The organism is Nocardioides ginkgobilobae, assembly GCF_054781275.1.
On sequence record NZ_BAAGUS010000001.1, the window covers coordinates 429545 to 447851 of the forward strand.

The 18307-nt window shown below is 74.0% G+C and carries 17 protein-coding genes and 1 riboswitch; of the genes, 4 read left to right on the plus strand and 13 right to left on the minus strand.

Going from position 1 to position 18307, the window contains the following annotated elements; genetic code table 11:
• Positions 1–296: 296 nt before the first annotated feature.
• The 5 genes from ACYVID_RS02155 to ACYVID_RS02175 all read right to left on the minus strand — a co-directional run bounded on the left by ACYVID_RS02155 (position 297) and on the right by ACYVID_RS02175 (position 6278).
• Positions 297–1529: a sigma-54-dependent transcriptional regulator family protein gene (locus ACYVID_RS02155; RefSeq protein WP_460733955.1), complete on the minus strand. Its 1233-nt coding sequence runs from the start codon at positions 1527–1529 to the stop codon at positions 297–299.
• Between the two features lie 177 nt (positions 1530–1706).
• Positions 1707–2546, minus strand: a complete 840-nt coding sequence (locus ACYVID_RS02160; protein WP_460733957.1) for an alpha/beta hydrolase family protein — start codon at positions 2544–2546, stop codon at positions 1707–1709.
• A 550-nt stretch (positions 2547–3096) separates the two neighbouring features.
• Positions 3097–4221: an XdhC family protein gene (locus tag ACYVID_RS02165; protein ID WP_460733959.1), complete on the minus strand. Its 1125-nt coding sequence runs from the start codon at positions 4219–4221 to the stop codon at positions 3097–3099.
• Entirely contained in the window at positions 4214–5335 is a 1122-nt protein-coding gene (locus ACYVID_RS02170) for a vWA domain-containing protein (RefSeq protein WP_460733961.1), read from the minus strand. Before ACYVID_RS02170 ends, ACYVID_RS02165 begins: the two co-directional genes overlap by 8 nt.
• A 10-nt stretch (positions 5336–5345) precedes the next feature.
• Positions 5346–6278 carry an AAA family ATPase gene (locus ACYVID_RS02175; protein ID WP_460733963.1) on the minus strand — a complete coding sequence of 311 codons (933 nt, stop codon included), beginning with the start codon at positions 6276–6278 and terminating at the stop codon, positions 5346–5348.
• Positions 6279–6388: 110 nt separating this feature from the next.
• On the opposite strand from ACYVID_RS02175, the gene ACYVID_RS02180 reads away from it, so the two are divergent.
• Complete coding sequence (locus ACYVID_RS02180; protein WP_460733965.1) at positions 6389–6754, plus strand: DUF3253 domain-containing protein; 366 nt, start codon at positions 6389–6391, stop codon at positions 6752–6754.
• Positions 6755–6943: 189 nt separating this feature from the next.
• On the opposite strand, the gene ACYVID_RS02185 is transcribed toward ACYVID_RS02180, so the two are convergent.
• Entirely contained in the window at positions 6944–7963 is a 1020-nt protein-coding gene (locus ACYVID_RS02185) for an aminoglycoside phosphotransferase family protein (RefSeq protein WP_460733967.1), read from the minus strand.
• An 86-nt stretch (positions 7964–8049) separates the two neighbouring features.
• A complete protein-coding gene (locus tag ACYVID_RS02190; protein ID WP_460733969.1) occupies positions 8050–8613 on the minus strand; it encodes a nucleotidyltransferase family protein in 564 nt (187 codons plus the stop codon).
• Positions 8614–9206: 593 nt separating this feature from the next.
• On the opposite strand from ACYVID_RS02190, the gene ACYVID_RS02195 reads away from it, so the two are divergent.
• Positions 9207–10244 (plus strand): DUF2786 domain-containing protein, encoded by a 1038-nt coding sequence (locus ACYVID_RS02195; protein WP_460733971.1) that lies wholly within the window; start codon positions 9207–9209, stop codon positions 10242–10244.
• A gap of 289 nt (positions 10245–10533) precedes the next feature.
• Here ACYVID_RS02195 and groL read toward each other — a convergent pair whose 3' ends face one another.
• Positions 10534–12162, minus strand: coding sequence for a chaperonin GroEL (groL, locus tag ACYVID_RS02200; protein ID WP_460733973.1), 1629 nt, complete (start codon positions 12160–12162; stop codon positions 10534–10536).
• Between the two features lie 204 nt (positions 12163–12366).
• Positions 12367–13236 (minus strand): ATP-grasp domain-containing protein, encoded by an 870-nt coding sequence (locus ACYVID_RS02205; protein WP_460733975.1) that lies wholly within the window; start codon positions 13234–13236, stop codon positions 12367–12369.
• 112 nt (positions 13237–13348) lie between these two features.
• Here ACYVID_RS02205 and ACYVID_RS02210 point away from each other — a divergent pair, with 112 nt between their 5' ends.
• Both ACYVID_RS02210 and ACYVID_RS02215 read left to right on the plus strand, forming a co-directional pair.
• Complete coding sequence (locus ACYVID_RS02210; RefSeq protein ID WP_460733977.1) at positions 13349–14503, plus strand: DUF2157 domain-containing protein; 1155 nt, start codon at positions 13349–13351, stop codon at positions 14501–14503.
• Between the two features lie 16 nt (positions 14504–14519).
• Complete coding sequence (locus tag ACYVID_RS02215) at positions 14520–14996, plus strand: GDYXXLXY domain-containing protein (protein WP_460733979.1); 477 nt, start codon at positions 14520–14522, stop codon at positions 14994–14996.
• Positions 14997–15035: 39 nt separating this feature from the next.
• Here the strand turns inward: ACYVID_RS02215 and ACYVID_RS02220 are convergent, their stop codons facing one another.
• From ACYVID_RS02220 to ACYVID_RS02235, 4 genes are all read right to left on the minus strand, one after another.
• Complete coding sequence (locus ACYVID_RS02220) at positions 15036–15551, minus strand: SRPBCC family protein (RefSeq protein WP_460733981.1); 516 nt, start codon at positions 15549–15551, stop codon at positions 15036–15038.
• Between the two features lie 3 nt (positions 15552–15554).
• Positions 15555–15830: a MoaD/ThiS family protein gene (locus ACYVID_RS02225; RefSeq protein WP_460733983.1), complete on the minus strand. Its 276-nt coding sequence runs from the start codon at positions 15828–15830 to the stop codon at positions 15555–15557.
• 38 nt (positions 15831–15868) lie between these two features.
• Positions 15869–17158: a threonine synthase gene (gene thrC, locus ACYVID_RS02230; RefSeq protein WP_460733985.1), complete on the minus strand. Its 1290-nt coding sequence runs from the start codon at positions 17156–17158 to the stop codon at positions 15869–15871.
• A gap of 10 nt (positions 17159–17168) precedes the next feature.
• A riboswitch (SAM riboswitch) is annotated at positions 17169–17316 on the minus strand.
• Positions 17317–17409: 93 nt separating this feature from the next.
• On the minus strand, positions 17410–18204 hold the full coding sequence (locus tag ACYVID_RS02235) for a hypothetical protein (protein WP_460733987.1): 795 nt from the start codon (positions 18202–18204) through the stop codon (positions 17410–17412).
• Positions 18205–18307: the final 103 nt, after the last annotated feature.

The following is an 18307-nucleotide window of genomic DNA, read 5'->3' on the forward strand; positions in this document are numbered from 1 at the left end:
TGTGACCCGGCTCACGCTAGGAGCGGACGGTTGGTGGTGGGTTGGTGTGGGGGTGGGGCTCGGTTGGTGGGTCCTCTCCGCGTACTCCCGGTCGGGGTCGAGGGTCGCGGACTACCGCCCACGCCCCCACCCCGGCGGCGGAGATCCACCCCTTCCGCTCCTTCGTCGCTCCAGGGGGGCCAGGCCCATCCATCCACCGCCGGGGTGGGGGCGTGGTCGTCCGTCCGCGTCCCTCGGATGTGTCCTCGGCACCCGGCTCGGATTGCGGCGTGCGGGGACGCTGGGGTGGGTGTGGTTCAGGTCCGGGCGGCGGCGAGGCGGCCCTTGAGGAGGGGGACGAGGGGGTGGGCGCGGCCGCCGAGGCGGGCGAGGGCGGCCTCGACGACCTCGGTGTCGTACGGCGCGAGGTCGCTGTAGCGGGCGACGGCCTCGGGCTCGGGGTCGGCCAGGAGGGCCTCGCGGACCGCGACGGCGACGTACTCCCCGAGCTCCTGCAGGGCCGGTGAGTCCGTGCCGGGCAGCAGGTCGCCGCCGTACGCCTCGACGGCCTGGCTGACCCGACCGCGACGCAGCATCGACAGCACGTGGTCGACGTCGGTGGCCACCGGCATGGTGAGGCGGTAGGGGCGGGAGGAGAGCTGGCCGCCGAGGGCGGCGCGGAGGTGGGAGACCTCGGCCTTGAGCGTGGAGAAGGTGACGGCGTGGTCGCCGTAGACCGCGGCGTGGAGGCGGTCCAGGGACAGGCCCTCGGGGTGCAGGGCGAGCAGCGCGAGGATCTCGGACTGGCGGCGGTTGAGCAGGAGGCGCTGCCCGTCGAGCCGGGCCTCGGCGGTGCCGAGCACCGAGAGGACCAGGCCGGGCTGGCTGCCGTCGAGGCCGGGCGTCCTGCCGAGCGGGGCGGCACTGGCGGGCAGGGCCTGCTCGATGAGGCGGGCCATGATCTGGGCCGTGGCCAGGCCGATCGGGTGGGTCCGGTCCCAGGTGGTGGAGAGGTCGAGGACGCCGAGCTGCACACCGGTGGCGGGGTCGTGGACGGGTGCGGCCCAGCAGACCCAGTTGTGCACCATCGAGGCGTAGTGCTCGGCGCTGAAGACCATCTGCGGCCGGTCGAGCCGGTTGGCCAGGTCGAGGGCGTTGGTACCGGCGGAGCGGTCGTCCCAGCGGCCCCCGGCCACGAAGTTGACCGACTCGGCCTTGCGGCGCATCGTGCGGCCCCCGTACGTCCACAGGATGCGGGTCTGGGGGTCGGTCACCGCGACGACCAGGTCGCCGTCCTCGCAGGTGCGGCGCAGGTCCTCCTCCACCCGCTCCACGGCGGTCTGCAGGGGCGACTCGCGCCAGTAGGCCTCGGTCTCGGACTCGTCGTCGAGCGGGGCGTAGGCGACCTCGGGGCTGATCGTCTGCTCCGAGCGGGTCCAGCTCGACCAGATCTCCGGGCGCACGAGCTTCTCGGCACCGTCACCGCGCTCGACGAACGAGGTCCACGCCCGCACGGCGTCGACGCGGCGAGCCCGCAGGTCCGCTTCCATGGCGTGAACGTAGCACCGGGTCGGTGATGGGCGTCACAGTTCGTGCGGGCGGTCGAGGTCCGCTGCGCGGAAGTTTCATCGGCCGGCCGCTGGATGTGACGGCGGGCCGCTGAAACATCATCGTCCCACCGTCAGTTTCAGCGGCCGGCCGCTGAAGCTGCGCGAGGGCCGGCCGGGTCAGCCGTCGAGGTGACGGCGCAGGAACGCGACGGTGCGGCGCATGGAGTCGGCGAACCGCGGCCCGAAGGCGTGCCCCTCCCCCGGCCACTCCACCAGCGTGGAGTCGGCGCCGGCGCGAGTGAGCAGCCGGTCGGTCTCGCGCGACCAGGCGATCGGGCAGGTGTCGTCGGCGGTGCCGTGGTGGAGCAGCACCGGGACCTCGACCCGGTCGAAGTAGGTGCGGCTGGAGAGCCCGTCGTAGAAGCGCGGGTTGCCCTGCGGGGTGCCGTGCCGGGCGTAGAAGGCCCGGGCCCCGTCGGGCCGGTTGGGCTCGGTGAACTGCCGCAGGTTGTCGACGAAGCTGCTGCTGACCGAGGCGAAGACGACCGCCGCGTCCACCAGGTCGGGCTCGGCGACGAGCGCGTTGAGGGTCACGCCGCCGCCCATGGAGCGCCCGACGTACGCCGTGCGGTCGGCGTCGACGTACGCCATCCGCTGCAGTGCCTTGACCGCGCCGATGGCGTCGCGGGTGTAGACCAGCCGGCTCTCGCGGTCCTGGTCGGCGACCGGGTCGGACCCGGCGTGGCCGCGGTAGTCGGTGTGCAGGACGACGAACCCGGCCGCGGCGAACCACTCCTGCTCGCGGCTCATGCCCTGGCCGAGGACGTAGACGTCGGGGTCGATGTAGCCGTGGTTGAGCACCAGCGCCGGGAACGGGCCCTCTCCCTTCGGCACCAGCAGCTCGCCGGAGACGGTGGCCCCGTTGACCTGGTACGTCGCGGCAAAGCCGGTCCAGCGGTCGGTCTCCGCCAGCTGCCGGGTGGTCCTCAAGCCGCCGCCGCGGACGTCCTCGCGCATGAGGGTAGGCAGGCTCGTCCGGTCGCGGACGGGAGGGAGGCTGGTCGTGTCGGGATCGGTGTCGACCTGTCCTCCGTCCGCGTCCGTGGAGCCGGTGGAGGAGTCGTCGCTGGCGTCTTGGATGGGGCCGCCGGTCGGCGACTGGGACGGGCCGGTCGTGGTGCTGGTGCGCGCGGGCGCCGGCGGCTCCGCCGCGGGCTCGCCCCCCGCCGGTGCTGCAGGCGGCGAGCGGGGCGAGGAACAGCAGCGCGGCGGCGTACGTGCTCCGCCGGTGCGCGGCGCGCCGGCGTGGCCCGAAGCTGGGCGTCATGGGTCCACTGTGGCGGGTGGGGTCAAGGACGTCCGACCGGGTTTGTCGGGTGACGTCGGGACCCGGGAGCTCGACGGCGAAGTTCTGTCGTCGCATGGCCGGGTTTGTCGGGGACCCGACGAACCCGGCCACACCGGGTTTGTCGGGTGACGTCGGGACCCGGGAGCTCCACGGCGAAGCTCCGTCGTCGCATGGCCGGGTTCGTCGGGTAGCCGACAAACCCGGCCACGCCGCGCGACCTCACTCCTCGCCGTGGATCCGCCCGGTGGTGGCGGCGAGCGGCTCGCCGCTGCCGCCCCAGCGCCCGGCGATGATCTCGGCGGCGATGGAGATGGCGGTCTCCTCGGGGGTGCGGGCGCCGAGGTCGAGGCCGATCGGGCTGTGCAGCCGGGCGAGCTCGTCGGGGCCCAGGCCGACCTCGCGGAGCCGCTCGAGCCGGTCGTCGTGGGTGCGGCGCGAGCCCATGGCGCCGACGTAGGCGACCTCGGGGAGGCGGAGGGCGACCTCGAGCAGGGGTACGTCGAACTTCGGGTCGTGGGTCAGCACCGTCAGCACCGTGCGGGCGTCGACCCGGCCGGCCTCGACCTCGGCGCGCAGGTAGCGGTGCGGCCAGTCGACGACCACCTCGTCGGCGTCGGGGAAGCGGGAGGCGGTGGCGAAGACGGGGCGGGCGTCGCAGACGGTGACGTGGTAGCCGAGGAAGGAGCCGACCCGGGCGACCGCGGCGGCGAAGTCGATGGCGCCGAAGACCAGCATCCGCGGCTTCGGGGCGAAGCCCCACACGAAGACCCGCATGCCCTCGCCGCGGCGCTCGCCGTCGGTGCCGTAGGTGAGCGTCGCCGCCGAGCCGGTGGCGAGCAGGCCGAGGGCGTCGTCGTGGATCGCGTCGTCCATCCGCGAGGAGCCGAGCGAGGCCGACAGCGGCTCGCCCGGGCGCACGACCAGCCGGCGCCCGAGGACCGCGGGGTCGGGGTGCTCGATGACGGTGGCGAGGGCGACGGGGCGGCCGGCCTCGATGTCGGCGGCGATCTCGCCGAGCTCGGGGAAGGTCTCGCGGGAGACCTTCTCGACGTAGACGTCGAGGATGCCGCCGCAGGTCAGTCCGACGGCGAACGCGTCGTCGTCGGAGACGCCGTAGCGCTCGAGCACCGGGGCGCCCGAGGTGACGACCTCGCCGGCCAGCTCGTAGACCGCGCCCTCGACGCAGCCGCCGGAGACCGAGCCCACCGCGGAGGCGTCGGGGCCCAGGAGCATCGAGGCGCCCGCCGGGCGCGGGGCGGAGCGGAAGGTCGCGACGACCGTGGCGACGCCGACGGTCTCGCCGGCCTCCCACCAGCGCATCAGCTCGGGCAGGACCTCACGCACGCTCGATCACCTCACACAGCTCGGCAAAGGTCGCCAGGCTGTGCCCGGCGAGGAAGTCGTCGACGTGGGGCAGCACCGCCACGATCCCCGACTGCAGGGGTTCGTAGCCGGTCTTGCCCCGGTGGGGGTTCACCCAGACCAGCCGGTGGGCGACCCGGTGAAGCCGGGCGACCTGCTCGGCGAGCAGCGTCGGGTCGCCACGCTCCCAGCCGTCGCTGAACACCACGACCACCGCGCCCCGGGCGGTGCCGCGACGGCCCCACCGGTCGAGGAACACCTGGAGGGTCTCCCCCAGCCGCGTGCCGCCGGACCAGTCCGGCACGGCCTCGCCCGCCGCCACCAGCGCGCGCTCGGGGTCGCGGGTGGCCAGGGCACGGGTCAGGTGGGTCAACCGCGTGCCGACCGTGAAGGTCTCCACCCTGGCACCGGGCGCCTGGGTCAGCCGGTGCGCCAGGCGCAGCAAGGCGTCGGCGTACCCGCTCATCGAGCCGGAGACGTCGACGAGCAGCACCACCCGACGCGGGCGGGTCGCGCGTCGGCGGTGGACGATCTTGCCGGGCTCGCCGAGGCGGCGCAGGCTGGAGCGGACGGTGGCGCGGGCGTCGACCTGGCCGCGGTGCCACCTCCGGTGGCGGGAGGTACGCCGCTGGGGGGCCCGCACGCGCAGGCCGGCGAACATCGCGGCCAGCCGCGCCTTCTCGGCCGGGTCCAGCGAGGCCACGTCACGGTGGCGCAGCACCTCCTCGGCGCTGGCCCGCGCCCGCACGACCGCGTCGGTGTCCTCCGCCCCGCCGTCGCCGTCCTGCTCGTCCTCGGCCTCGGGGAGGGTCGCGGTGCTGGTCGCGCCGGGCGTGGCCGGCCGGGTGCGCGGCAGACCGGCCCGGGCGTCGAAGAACGCCTCGAAGACCTGGTCGAAGCGGTGCAGGTCGTCGGGCCCGGCGCAGAGCGTGGCGTGCCCGGCCGTCCGGACCGCCGCGACGTCGCCGAGCCCGACCAGCGAGGTGGCCTCGAGGAAGGACGCGGACCGGTCGTGGGTCACCGGCACCCCGGCTGCCCGGACCGCGCGCGCGAACGCCAGCAGCACCTCGTCGGCGTCGTGCACCACCTGGGTCATCGTCGCGCGCCTAGGCCACGAGCATGCGGTCGAGGGCGTGCTTCACGCGGTCGGCGTCCTCGCGGTACTTCACCAGCGCGCCCAGCGTGCGGGCCGCGGTCGCCAGGTCGAGCTCGGTGCAGCCCAGCTCGTGCAGCGCCCGCGCCCAGTCGAGGGTCTCGGCGACGCCCGGTGGCTTCTGCAGCCCGATGTCGCCCCGCAGCTGCTGCACCACTCCGACCACCTGGCGGGCCAGCGCCTCGGACACCTGCGGCTGGCGGGTGCGGACGATCTCGACCTCGCGCTCCAGGCCGGGGTGGTCGACCCAGTGGTAGAGGCAGCGGCGCTTCAGCGCGTCGTGCAGCTCGCGGGTGCGGTTGGAGGTCAGCACCACCAGCGGCGGCTCGGCCGCGCGGATCGTGCCCAGCTCGGGGATCGAGACCTGGTAGGTCGAGAGCACCTCCAGCAGGAACGCCTCGAACTCGTCGTCGGCCCGGTCGACCTCGTCGACCAGCAGCACCGACGGCGCCTGCTGCAGCGCGGCGAGCACGGGGCGCGCGAGCAGGAACCGCTCGTCGTACAGGCTCTTCTCGGCTTGCTCGGCGTCGGCGCCGCCAGCGGCCTCGAGGACGCGCAGGTGCAGCACCTGGCGCGGGAAGTCCCAGTCGTAGAGCGCCTGGCTGGCGTCGATCCCCTCGTAGCACTGCAGCCGCAGCAGCGGGACGCCCTGCACCTGGGCCAGCGCCTCGGCGAGGGCGGTCTTGCCCGTGCCGGGCTCGCCCTCGAGCAGCAGCGGCCGCCCCATCCGCCGGGCCAGGAACACCACGGTCGCCAGCGCCTCGTCACAGAGGTAGCCGGTGTCGGCCAGGTGCTCGGCGACCTCCGCGCTGCTCGCGGGGCCGCCCACCGGACTGCCCACCGGACTGCCCACCGGCCTGTCGCCCGGGCTGCTGTCGACCTGCATGGGCTCAGGCTAGACATCGGGGTGTTGGTCGGGGGTTGGGTGCGCGGCATCCTCGAGGCGTGGGCAGGCAGCGAGGCGGTGGGCGTGAGGGAGCCGGTACGTCGGCGGGCGTGCCCGAGCCGAAGGTGTGCGTCTCCTGCGGCCGCACCATCGAGTGGCGCAAGAAGTGGGAGCGCGACTGGGACCAGGTCCGCTACTGCTCCGACGCCTGCCGCCGGCACAAGGTCTCCGACACCGACCGTGCGCTGGAGACCTCCATCCGCGACCTGCTCTCGCGCCGGGCCGCCGACGCGACGATCTGCCCCTCCGAGGCGGCCCGCGCCGTCGGCGGCGAGGACTGGCGCGAGCTGATGGAGCCCGCCCGCCGCGCCGCCCGCCGGCTCGTCGCGGCCGGCGAGGTCGAGATCACCCAGGGCGGGAAGGTCGTGGACCCCTCCACCGCCAAGGGGCCGATCCGGGTGCGCCGGGTGCGCTGAGCCCGCTCACTCGGCGCTGGTTCGGCGCTCACTCGGCGCTGGTTCGACGCTCACTCGGCGCTGGTCGAGCAGGTTGCTGGCGGGTCGGTGGCGGGGCCGGCACGGCGCGGCGCCGCGCCGGAACCACTGTGTGGTGTTCCGGTTCAACCTGGTTGAACGAGGACGCCCCACAGTGGTCGATCGACGCCGTCAGAGCAGCCCGCGCGCCGACTCCAGGAACGGCCGCCCGAGCCGCTCCGCGCCCAGCGAGGTGACGAACAGCCCGGTGGAGACACGTTCGAGGTAGGCCCAGGCCCAGACCCGGTCGGCGTCGAGCCCGGTGCGGTCGGCCGCCAGACCGCACCAGGCGCGCAGCGTGCGCCGGGCGTCGGCACCCCGCAGGTGGGTGCTCCAGTCGCGGAGCACCACGCCGCCGTCGTACGCCGGGTCGCAGCGGAAGCCGTCAGGGTCGACCAGCACCCAGCCGCTGCCCCGGCCGTCGGGGGCGCGCAGGAGGTTGGCGGGATGCGGGTCGCCGTGGACGACGACGGTCGGCCCGGTCCACCCGGCCAACCGCTCGGCGTGGTCGAGGGCGGCCCGCAGCACTAGCGGGTCGGTCGGGTGCCCGAGCCTCTGGTCGAGCTGCCGCACCTGCTGGGACAGGCTGGCGGCCTTGTCCACTGGCTCCGGGAGGCCGAGCGGGCAGGTCCTTCCCGGACGTCCTGCCCGCTCGGCCTCCTCCGGGTCGGGCACGGGGACGTCCGGCGCACGTCCTGCCCGCTCGGTCTCACCCACGGCCCACGCGAGGCGGAGGGTGTCGGCGAGGAGCAGGACCTTCTCCTCGGGCGGGAGCGGGGTCCGCTCGAGCTGGTCCCCGAGCCGCTCGAGCAGCAGCGCCCCGGTGCCGGGGTCGTGGGCGTGCAGCCGGACGTACCCGCGGCCCTCGGCCCGCACCAGCACGTCCGCCACCTGGCTCTCGCGCGCCTGGTCCGGCGTGGGCACCTTGAGCACGCGTCGCTCGCCGTCCGCGGTGGTCGCCCCGACGACGTACGACGCCGAGCCGCCCGGCAGGCCACGGCCCAGCTCGAGACCCCAGCGCCCGGCAAGCTCGTCGAGGACGCGGGGCAGGTCGGCGACCCAGGCCCGACCGGCCTCGCCCAGGCGCTCGACCCGGCCGCGGGTCAGCGGCTGCAACCGCGGCCCGCGGGCGACCGTGACGCGGGCGCCCACCAGCGGCTCGTCACCGCCCTGGGCAGCACCAGGACCACGGCCCGCCCGCGGCCGGCCACCGGCCGGGCCGGCACCGGCGGGACCGGTCACGGCGCGGGAGGGAGGGCGTCGACGTCCTGGCCACCGGCGAGGTCGCGGCACTCGACGAGCAGCACGTCGCCGGCCGCGAGCAGGTCGCGCGCGCCCCGGTCGCCCCGGGCGACGTCCCGCACGCCCGCCCAATGGTCGCGGCCGATCAGCACGGGGTGGCCCGGCTCCCCGTCGTACGCCGCCCGCGCGAGCGCCGCCGGACCGACCTGCCCCGCGGCGTCCACCAGTCGTCGTACGACGGCCGGCACCAAGTCGGGCAGGTCGACCAGGGTGACCACGACCTGCGTCGCGGTGCCGTCCTCGAGCTCGGCGAGCCCTGCTCGGAGCGAGGCACCCATGCCCTCGGACCAGTCGGCAGCATGGACGGCCCGCACCCCGTCGGGCAGGAGGTCGGCCGCCTCCGGTGCGGCACCGAGCACGACGACCACCGGGTGGCAGCCGCCCTCGCGCAGCACCGCGACGGCCCGTTGCAGCCAGGATCCGCGCTGGTCGTGCACCAGCGCCTTGGGCCGCCCCATCCGGGAACCGGCCCCGGCGGCGAGCAGCAGTCCGGCGGGCACGCCCCGATCATGCCGGGTCGAGGTGGAGGTCGAGGTGCAGCTTCGCGCCCCACCGCGTCCTGGGGCCTCGACTCCCACCTCGACCCGCATTTCGACCCCGGGACCGCGCTCTCCTCGCAGCCGAAGCCAGAGGACCTGTGGACGAGCGCCACCCGAGGGCCTCGACCATCCCTAGGCTCGTCCGGTCGGGAGGAGCCGAGATGGGCAGGAACAGCCAGTCGCGCAGGGCCGCGAGGAGCAAGGACCGCGCACGACAGCGCGCGCGGGACCAGCACGCCGCGCGATCACGGCCGAGCAACCAGGACGGGCCACCGTCCCCCTTCGGCGCCCCCCGGGGACCCTCGCCCTCCGCGGGCCAGGACGCGCCTGCAACACCCTTCGGCGACCCGCACGGTGCGCCGCGGTCGGGACCGACCTCCGGGTCGCCGGACGCACGAGACAAGGCGCTGCACCTCTGGACACGGATCCTCGGGGACGCGAGCTCGTTCGGTCGCTCGACGCCTCGACCCCAGCTCCTGGCAGCCCTGGCGGAGCTGCCGGTCGCTGCAGCCGACGAGGTCGCCGAGCTCCTGGTCGCGGACCAGGTCGAGGCGATGGTGGCGCACGGGTGGCAGCCCGCGGAGATCCATCGGATCGCCCGACGGCAGCACCACGTCGCCGGACGTCTCGTCGCGATCCACCTGCGCCGTCATCTCGACCACCACCTCCGCCAGCACGGCACGCGTCTGGTCGACCCCCGCTGGCAGGACCAGGTGGACGAGCTCGGCGAGGCGGCGCCGCACTCCCGGTGGTTCGCGTCGTGGCGCGACCGGTGCCGTCTGGACCGCGCGACGGCCTACCTCCGCACCGGCGAGCTCCTGATCAGGCTGGGAGCCCTGCCAGCCCTCCGCGCGCTGATCCCGCCGCCCGGGAGCCCTGCCTCAGCACAGCTGGGTCAGAGCGCCTCCGACCCCGCGCTGCACAAGGTCCGCGGCCTCCTGGCGAAGGCTGAGTCCACCGAGTTCGAGGCCGAGGCAGCGGCACTGACCGCCAAGGCCCAGGAGCTGATGACCCGGCACGCGATCGACCAGGCGGCGCTCGACATCGGGCGGCCCGTCGGCTCGCCCGCCACCGTCAGGATCGCCATCGAGGCGCCGTACGTCGACGCCAAGTCCCTCCTGCTGCAGATGGTCGCCACCCAGACCCGGTGCCGGACCGTCGCCCTGAGCGGTCTCGACATGAGCGAGGTCGTCGGCTTCCCGGCAGACCTAACGGCTGTCGAGCTCCTCTTCACCTCGCTGCTGGTCCAGGCGCAACGAGCGCTCACAGAAGCGGGAAGCGCGGGCGGCGCCAACGCGCGCACGCGGTCCCCGAGCTTCCGAGCGACCTTTCTCCGCTCGTACGCGATCCGCATCGGTGAGCGGCTCGAGGAGACCAACGCGCACGTCATGGCGGGCACCCGCGCCGACTCGGCTCGGTACCTGCCGGTGCTGCGGTCGCAGGAGGAGGCGATCGACGCGCACGTCGCTCGCGAGTACGGCACCTTGTCGAGCGGTCGCCTCCGCGGTGGGTACGACCATGCCGGCGCGACCAGTGGCCGTCTTGCGGCCGATCAGGCAGAGCTCACGTCGGGTCGGCTCCGGGACAGCTGAGCAAGGGCGCGGCGGCACCCCGCTCCCACCGGCCCGCGTCGCCCCCACGCACCCCGGATGTCCGAGGAGCCGGGCAAGCCGGTGCTGACGCTTCCCGAGGAGCTGCTGCGCGCATTGCCCGAGGTCCGTGACGAGTCCGGGTCGTGCCCCTGGGCGGGCGCCGGAGCGCTCGCCCAGGGGCACAACCCCACGACACGCGGACGCATTGACGCCGAGAGGCCCCGACCGCTCACGCGGCCGGGGCCTCTCTGGTGCTGCTGTGCTCGTCAGCCAGGACGAGCGGCGGGACTCAGAAGTCCATGCCGCCCATGCCGCCGTCGCCGCCGGGCATCGGGGCAGCCTTCTCGGGCTTGTCCGCGACGACCGCCTCGGTGGTGAGGAAGAGCGCCGCGATGGAGGCGGCGTTCTGCAGCGCGCTGCGGGTCACCTTGGCGGGGTCGATGATGCCGGACTTCAGCATGTCGACGTACTCGCCGGTGGCGGCGTTCAGGCCGTGGCCCGGGGTCAGGTTGCGCACCTTCTCCGCCACGACGCCGCCCTCGAGGCCGGCGTTGATCGCGATCTGCTTGAGCGGGGCCTCGGTGGCCAGGCGCACGATGGTGGCGCCGGTGGCCTCGTCACCCTCGAGCTCGAGCTTGTCGAAGGCACCCGCGGCGGCCTGGATGAGCGCCACGCCACCGCCGGCGACGATGCCCTCCTCGACGGCAGCCTTCGCGTTGCGGACGGCGTCCTCGATGCGGTGCTTGCGCTCCTTGAGCTCGACCTCCGTGGCCGCGCCGACCTTGATGACGGCCACGCCGCCGGCCAGCTTGGCGAGGCGCTCCTGGAGCTTCTCGCGGTCGTAGTCGGAGTCCGACTTCTCGATCTCGGCGCGGATCTGGTTGACCCGACCCTCGATCTGCTGGGCGTCGCCGGCACCCTCGACGATGGTGGTCTCGTCCTTGGTGATGACGACCTTGCGGGCCTGGCCGAGCAGCTCCAGGCCGGTGTTCTCCAGCTTGAGGCCGACCTCCTCGGAGATGACCTGGCCGCCGGTGAGGATCGCGATGTCCTGCAGCATGGCCTTGCGACGGTCACCGAAGCCCGGGGCCTTGACGGCGACGGACTTGAAGGTGCCGCGGATCTTGTTGACGACCAGGGTCGACAGCGCCTCGCCGTCGGTGTCCTCGGCGATGATCAGCAGCGGCTTGCCCGACTGCATGACCTTCTCGAGGATCGGCAGCAGGTCCTTGACGTTGGAGACCTTCTGGTTGGCGATGAGGATGTAGGGGTCCTCGAGGACGGCCTCCATGCGCTCCATGTCGGTCGCGAAGTACGCCGAGATGTAGCCCTTGTCGAACCGCATGCCCTCGGTGAGCTCGAGGTCGATGCCGAAGGTGTTCGACTCCTCGACCGTGATCACGCCCTCCTTGCCGACCTTGTCCATCGCCTCGGCGATGGCGTCGCCGACGGTGGTGTCGCCACCGGCGGAGATGGTCGCGGTGGCCGCGATCTGCTCACGGGTCTCGATGTCGGTCGCCATGCCGAGGAGCTTCTCGGAGACGGCGGCCACGGCGGCCTCGATGCCGCGCTTGAGCCCCATCGGGTTCGCGCCGGCGGCCACGTTGCGCAGGCCCTCGCGGACCATGGCCTGGGCCAGCACGGTCGCGGTGGTGGTGCCGTCGCCCGCGACGTCGTCGGTCTTCTTCGCGACCTCCTTGACGAGCTCGGCACCGATCTTCTCGTAGGGGTCCTCGAGCTCGATCTCCTTGGCGATGGACACACCGTCGTTGGTGATCGTGGGGGCGCCCCACTTCTTCTCGAGCACGACGTTGCGGCCCTTGGGACCGAGGGTCACCTTGACGGCGTCGGCGAGGGTGTTCATGCCCCGCTCGAGGCCGCGGCGGGCCTCCTCGTCGAATGCAATCAGCTTCGGCATAACTCCTGCGATCTCCTCGCAACATAAGAGTTGTGGAGGTCCGGTCAGTCGCCCGCGACGGACGGCCGCGCCACCGACGGACCCTTCCCGCCGATGGGGTGCGACCTCGACTCCCCGGACCGGGGTGTCTTGGCACTCTCATGAGGAGAGTGCCACCGTCATGTTTAGCACTCGCACCCGGCGAGTGCAAACGCCTCCCCCGCCTCAGCGGGCGGCCAGCGCCTCCGCGACGGTGGCGGCGAAGTGCTGCGCGTTGTCCGGGTGCACGTCGAGGTAGAGCCCGGGCTCGATCAGCTCCAGCTCGCTGACCGCGAGCGTGCCGTCGGCCAGCCGCATCAGGTCGACCCGGGCGTAGGGAAGCTCCCGTCCCAGCCGACGTACGGCGGCAGCGACCGCCGCCAGGGAGACCTCGACCGCCTCCGCGCGCAGCTCGACCGGGCGCGAGCGCCCCCCGAACGCCTCGTGCACGCGCACCTCGCCGTCGGCCGGGACCTTGTCGACCTGGCTGGTCGCGCGACCACCCAGCACGAAGACCGAGGTCTCCCCCTCGGTACGCACCGACTCGACGACCGGCTGCACGACCCACGGCCCGGCCGTGAGGTGCTCCAGCCGCGGGTCGGCCACGGACTCCGCGAGCACCACGCCCAGCCCGTTGGCACCCGTGCGGGGCTTGACCAGCACGGTGCCGAGCTCCTCGATCGTGGCCCGCAGCGTGGGCACCAGGTCCCGGTCCTCGAGCAACCGGGTCGGCACGACCGGCACCGCCAGGGCACCGTCGGCGAGGTCCAGCAGGTAGGACTTGTCGGCGTTCCAGGCGAAGACGTCGGCCCCGTTGAGCAGCGGCACCTGCGCCTCCACCGCCCGCGCCCAGGCCAGGAACTCCGGCAGGCGGCGGTGGTAGTCCCACGTCGAGCGCGCCGCCACCAGGTCCGCGCTGGCCCAGTCCACGGCCGGGTCGTCCCAGACCACCCAGCGGGCGTCGATCCCGTGCTCGGCCAGCGCCGGCACCAGCAGGTGCCCGGCCTCCTCGCCGTCGGGGAGCAGCGAGCAGGTGGCGAGCAGCACGGTGGGCATGCGCGCCACCCTAGGAGCCGGCTCGACCCGCCCCCTGCTGGGGACCGAGGTCCCCCCGACCCGAGCACGACGACTCCCGCACCGGGAGGCCCTCCGGCGCCATGCTGTACCCATGACCACCATCTCGTCCGCGCGCCTGGAGTGGCTCGAGGACCAGGTCCGGCTGTGGCAGGGCGACGGGACCATCGACGCGCGGCAGTCCGAGGCCATCCTGGGGCGGTACGCCGCCTCGACCCGCCGCCTGCCGGTGGTGCGCCTGCTGACCGCGATCGGCGGCCTCTTCGTGGGCGTCGGCGTGATCTGGCTGGTCGCGGCGAACATCGAGTCGCTGTCGCCGACGGTACGCGTCGTCGCGGTCGCCTTCGTGTGGCTGGCCGCGCTGGTCGGGGCCGAGGTGCTGGCGAGCCGGTCGGCCCCGCCGCCCCTGGTCGGGACGGTGCGCCTGCTCGCCGCGCTCCTGGTCGGCGCCCTGGTCTTCCAGTCCGCGCAGACCCTGCAGGTGCCGGCGTACGAGCCGCTGCTGGTGGGCTGCTGGGCGGCGGCCGCACTCGTCCACGCGTACGCCGTGGAGGCGCTGCTCCCGTTGCTCGTCGGTGTCACGGCGGGCACGGTCTACGTGCTGTGGGCGAGCCTGGAGACCGCCTGGTCCGGGCTGGCGTTCGTGGTCTCGCTGGGTGGGTACGGGCTGGCGGCGCTGGCCGTCGCCGCCCTGCACGCCCGGTGGCTGCCGGCCTTCGCGACCGCCTGGCGCGAGGTCGGCGCCCTGCTGGTGCTGGTCGCCGTGACCGTGGGCGCCTTCCCGCCGGTCGTGGCCGAGGACTGGGAACCGGGCGCCGGCACCTGGGGGCTCCTCGCGGCGGCCGGGCTGCTGGGTGCCGCGGGGCTGGCGCGTGGCACGGCCCTGGACCGGGCCGAGCTGGGCATCGGCGCCGCCGCGCTCGCCGGGTCGGTCGGCCTGGTGCTGTGGGAGGCAAGTGCCGACGGGACGGCGGACCTCAACGGTGCCGACGTCACCCACGCCGTCCTGGGCATCACCCTCTGCGCCGGGGCCGCGATCGCCCTCGCCGTCGACGGGACGGTGCGCCCGAGCGGCCGCCTGACCGTCCTGGCCACCGCCGCGCTCGTGGTCGTGACCACGCTGCAGGCGTTCACCGTCTTCGCGCCGGTGCTCGAGGGCGCCTGGCTGTTCCTGGTGCTGGGCGTGGTGCTGGTCGGCACCGGCCTGGCCGTCGACCGGGGCCGGCGCCGCCTGGCCGAGGCGCTGTGAGGATCGGAGGACAGCGATGACGACGACCCAGCGCAGGCCTACCCGCATCGCCCTCGTGGCGGTGGTCCAGCTCGTGCTCGTCGGCGTCGCGGTCGCGCCGCGGCTCTCGGCGTACGCGACCGGGGAGGAGTACCTCCTCCGGGTCGCGGGCCTGGACCCGGTCGACCCGTTCCGCGGCGCCTACACCCAACTGGACTACCCCGACCTGCAGCTGGAGACCCGCCGCACGGTCGAGGGCGAGGTCTTCCTGCTGCTCGAGCAGCAGGAGGACGGGACCTGGCGCTCGACCGCGATGGTGACCGAGCGCCCCGACCACGGGCCCTACCTCGCGTGCGAGGGCGGGTGGCGGCTCTCGTGCGGGATCGAGTCGTGGTTCACCTCCGACGACGAGGCCAGGCGGCTCGAGGCGGCGCTCGCCGCGGGCACCGGGACCGCCACGGTCAGGATCGACTCCCGGGGCCACGCCGTGCTGGTCGACCTCGTCGCGGGATGAGCACCCGTGCCGCTCGGCCGCGTCCCGACGCGTGAGGGCTCACTCGGTCGCGGTGAGCGCGCGCAACCGCCGGAGGAACCACGCGAAGGTCTGGTCGAGGACCGGGTAGCCGAGGCGCACGCTCCAGCGCTGGGCGCCGGTCGGCCACATGGCCAGCGTCCAGGTCAGCCGGCACCCGGTCGCCGTGGGCTCCACCTCGTAGAGCTCGCCGAAGGCCTCCTGACCGGGGGCGTTGGTGGCGGTGAAGCAGAACGCCATCGCCCGCGGCGGGTCCCACAGCAGGAACTCCTCCTCGCCGACGATGCCGCCGCGCATGTGGACGGTGCGGGTGCTCCCGGCACCGATGTCGCCCTGGTCAGCGCCCGGGCTGGTCCACTCCACCCGGGTGATCGCCTTGGCCCACCGCGGCCAGGCGGAGGCGTCGGCGAGGACCTCGAAGAGCCGCTCCGGGGTGGTCGCGAGGTCGACGCTGTTGCGGAAGCGCACCGGGGCCGAGGCGATCTCCTCGACCGTGACGGTGCGGCAGGGCGTCAGCTCCTTCGACAGCCCCGGCACGGGTCAGCCGCCCGCGACGGCGGGGATGACCGAGACCTTCGCCCCGGCGGGGGTCGCGGTCGCGAGGTCGTCGAGGAAGCGCACGTCCTCGTCGCCGACGTAGACGTTGACGAAGCGTCGCAGGGCGCCGTTGTCGTCGAGGATCCGCGCCTTGATGCCGGGGTAGGAGGCGTCGAGGTCGTCGAGGACCTCGGCGAGGGTCGCGCCGGAGGCGCTCACCTCGGACTCACCACCGGTGTAGGTGCGCAGGATGGTGGGGACGCGGACGGAGACGCTCACGGCGACGGTGCTCCTGGATCGGACTGGGCGGGAACGGGTCAGACGATGCCGGCGTCGGAGAACGCGGCGTACGTCGGCTTGATGGTCGCGGCGGCGCCGACGTGGTCCGCGACCGCGTCGAGGGTCTTCAGGCCCATGCCGGTGTTGATGACGACGGTCTCGAGCGAGGTGTCGAGCTGACCGGTCTCTACGAGCTTCTTCAGCACGCCGACCGTGGTGCCGCCGGCGGTCTCGGTGAAGATCCCCTCGGTGCGGGCGAGCAGCAGGATGCCCTCGCGGACCTGCTCGTCGGTGATGTCCTCGACGGCGCCCCCGGTCTGGCGGCAGATGTCGAGCACGTAGATGCCGTCGGCGGGGTTGCCGATGGCCAGGGACTTGGCGATGGTGTCCGGCTTGACCGGGCGGATCGCGTCGACGCCGGCCTTGTAGGCGGTCGAGACCGGCGAGCAGCCGGTGGCCTGGGCGCCGAAGATCTTGACCGGCTTGTCCTCGACCAGGCCCAGCTCGACCAGCTCCCGGAAGGCCTTGTGGACCTTGGTGAGCTGCGAGCCCGACGCGACGGGGATGACGACCTGGTCGGGCAGGCGCCAGCCGAGCTGCTCGGCGATCTCGTAGCCCAGGGTCTTGGAGCCCTCGGCGTAGAAGGGGCGCACGTTGACGTTGACGAACGCCCAGCCCTCCTCCTCGCCGGCGATCTCGGAGGCCAGCTTGTTGACGTCGTCGTAGTTGCCGTCCACGGCCACCAGCGAGTCGGTGTAGACCGCGGAGTTGACCTGCTTGGGCTTCTCGAGGTTGCTCGGGATGAAGACGACGGTCTTGATGCCGGCGCGGGCACCGGCCGCGGCCACGGCGTTGGCGAGGTTGCCGGTCGAGGGGCAGGCGAAGACCTTGGCCTTCATCTCGACCGCGGCGCTGAGGGCGCACGCGACGACGCGGTCCTTGAAGGAGTTGGTGGGGTTGGTCGAGTCGTCCTTGACCCACAGCCGCGCGAGGCCGAGCTCGGCGGCGAGGTTGCGGGCCTCCAGCAGGCGGGTGAAGCCCGGCTCGGTGTTGGGGCTCTGCTCGATGTCCGTGGGCACCGGCAGCAGCGCCTTGTAGCGCCAGATGTTGCGCGGGCCGGCCTCGATCTCCTCGCGGGTGATCGCCGGGAAGACGTAGGAGACCTCCAGCGGGCCGAAGCACTCCGGACAGGCGTAGTGCGGGCCGAGCTCGACCTCGTGGCCGCACTCGCGACAGGAGAGGCAGCGGGCGTTGCCGAAGGCGCCCTCGCGCAGCAGGCTGCCGGTCGCGGCCTCGGACACGGTCGGGGTGATGGTCGCAGTGCTCACTGAGTCCTCCTCCTCATCTTCCCCGGTCGCGTCTCTCGCGCCGGGCCGGAATTAGCACCGTTTCCACGAACCGCGTCCGACCGGCTGGTCGGGGGCGGAGGCTCGTGGCGGTTGCCGGGACTTCGTCGGGCCGTTCCCTCAGTCCCTCTCGATGAGCTGGTCAGAACTGTACGGGTGGGCCCTGGGGACCGACGAACCGACGGTCCGGCATCTGGACACGTTGTCCACGATGCGGGACGAGCACGTGCGTCCTAGGCGCAGGGCTCGCCGCAGAAGAGGCGGACAGGGGCGCTCGTCACACCGTCGACCCGCAGTCGGGCGCTGCCGGAGTCGGTGAGGATCGCGAAGTAGCGGTCGATGACGCCGCGACCGTTCTCGTCGACCTCCACCCGGCGGCAGAACTGCGCCCCGATCGCCGGGTCCTGGCACCAGGGCTGCGCCCCGACGGGGAGCACCTCCGCGCGCGGGGTCGTCCCGGGGGCCAGCCCCGCCACCCGCACGGCGTAGTAGGTGCAGGGGAAGACGGTCCCGTCGATCGTGCGCGTGCACGGGCGCTGCTCGCGGACCAGGGCGACGGTCGGCGGCTGCGAGCGTCCGCACCGTCGTACGCCGTCGACGGCGGAGCCGGCCACGCGCACCTGCACGCAGGCGCGCTCGGCGCCGCGCGTCGTCCTCACGTCGAGAGCCCCTGGCTGGACCGAGCGCCAGCCCGCGCCGGTGTCGACCTCGAGCGGCACGTCCTCGACCGGCTCGCCGTCGACCTCGACGGCGACCTCGAAGCGCACCGAGCGGTACGCCGGCTCGGCGGCGACCACGGGGCGCGCACCGGTGGGCGGGCTGCCCGCCTCGGCACTGCCGGTGGCGGTGGGGCTGCTGCTGCCGCTCGCGTCGGGGTCCGCGAGCGGCTCGGCGTCCTCGCCCCCGGCCAGGCCGAGCGCGGCGAGACCGCCGACGAGGACCAGGGCCAGGACGGCCACGGCGACCAGGAGGACGCTGCGGCGGCCACCCCGCTCGGGGCCGTCTTCCGCGCCGGGGGCGACGGACAAGGACCCGAGGGGTGACCGGCGGCGCGGTCGGCGGTGCGGGCGAGGAGCCGCCCGAGGGCCCGCAGCGCCCCACGGCTTGAGCCCGGCCGCCCACCTGAGCCGC

Coding starts and splice junctions, on each gene's coding strand:
- ACYVID_RS02155 (WP_460733955.1), bottom strand. CDS start 1,529: ATGGAAGCGGACCTGCGGGCTCGCCGCGTCGACGCCGTGCGGGCGTGG.
- ACYVID_RS02160 (WP_460733957.1), bottom strand. CDS start 2,546: ATGCGCGAGGACGTCCGCGGCGGCGGCTTGAGGACCACCCGGCAGCTG.
- ACYVID_RS02170 (WP_460733961.1), bottom strand. CDS start 5,335: ATGACCCAGGTGGTGCACGACGCCGACGAGGTGCTGCTGGCGTTCGCG.
- ACYVID_RS02175 (WP_460733963.1), bottom strand. CDS start 6,278: ATGCAGGTCGACAGCAGCCCGGGCGACAGGCCGGTGGGCAGTCCGGTG.
- ACYVID_RS02195 (WP_460733971.1), top strand. CDS start 9,207: ATGGTGGCGCACGGGTGGCAGCCCGCGGAGATCCATCGGATCGCCCGA.
- groL (WP_460733973.1), bottom strand. CDS start 12,162: ATGCCGAAGCTGATTGCATTCGACGAGGAGGCCCGCCGCGGCCTCGAG.
- ACYVID_RS02205 (WP_460733975.1), bottom strand. CDS start 13,236: ATGCCCACCGTGCTGCTCGCCACCTGCTCGCTGCTCCCCGACGGCGAG.
- ACYVID_RS02210 (WP_460733977.1), top strand. CDS start 13,349: ATGACCACCATCTCGTCCGCGCGCCTGGAGTGGCTCGAGGACCAGGTC.
- ACYVID_RS02215 (WP_460733979.1), top strand. CDS start 14,520: ATGACGACGACCCAGCGCAGGCCTACCCGCATCGCCCTCGTGGCGGTG.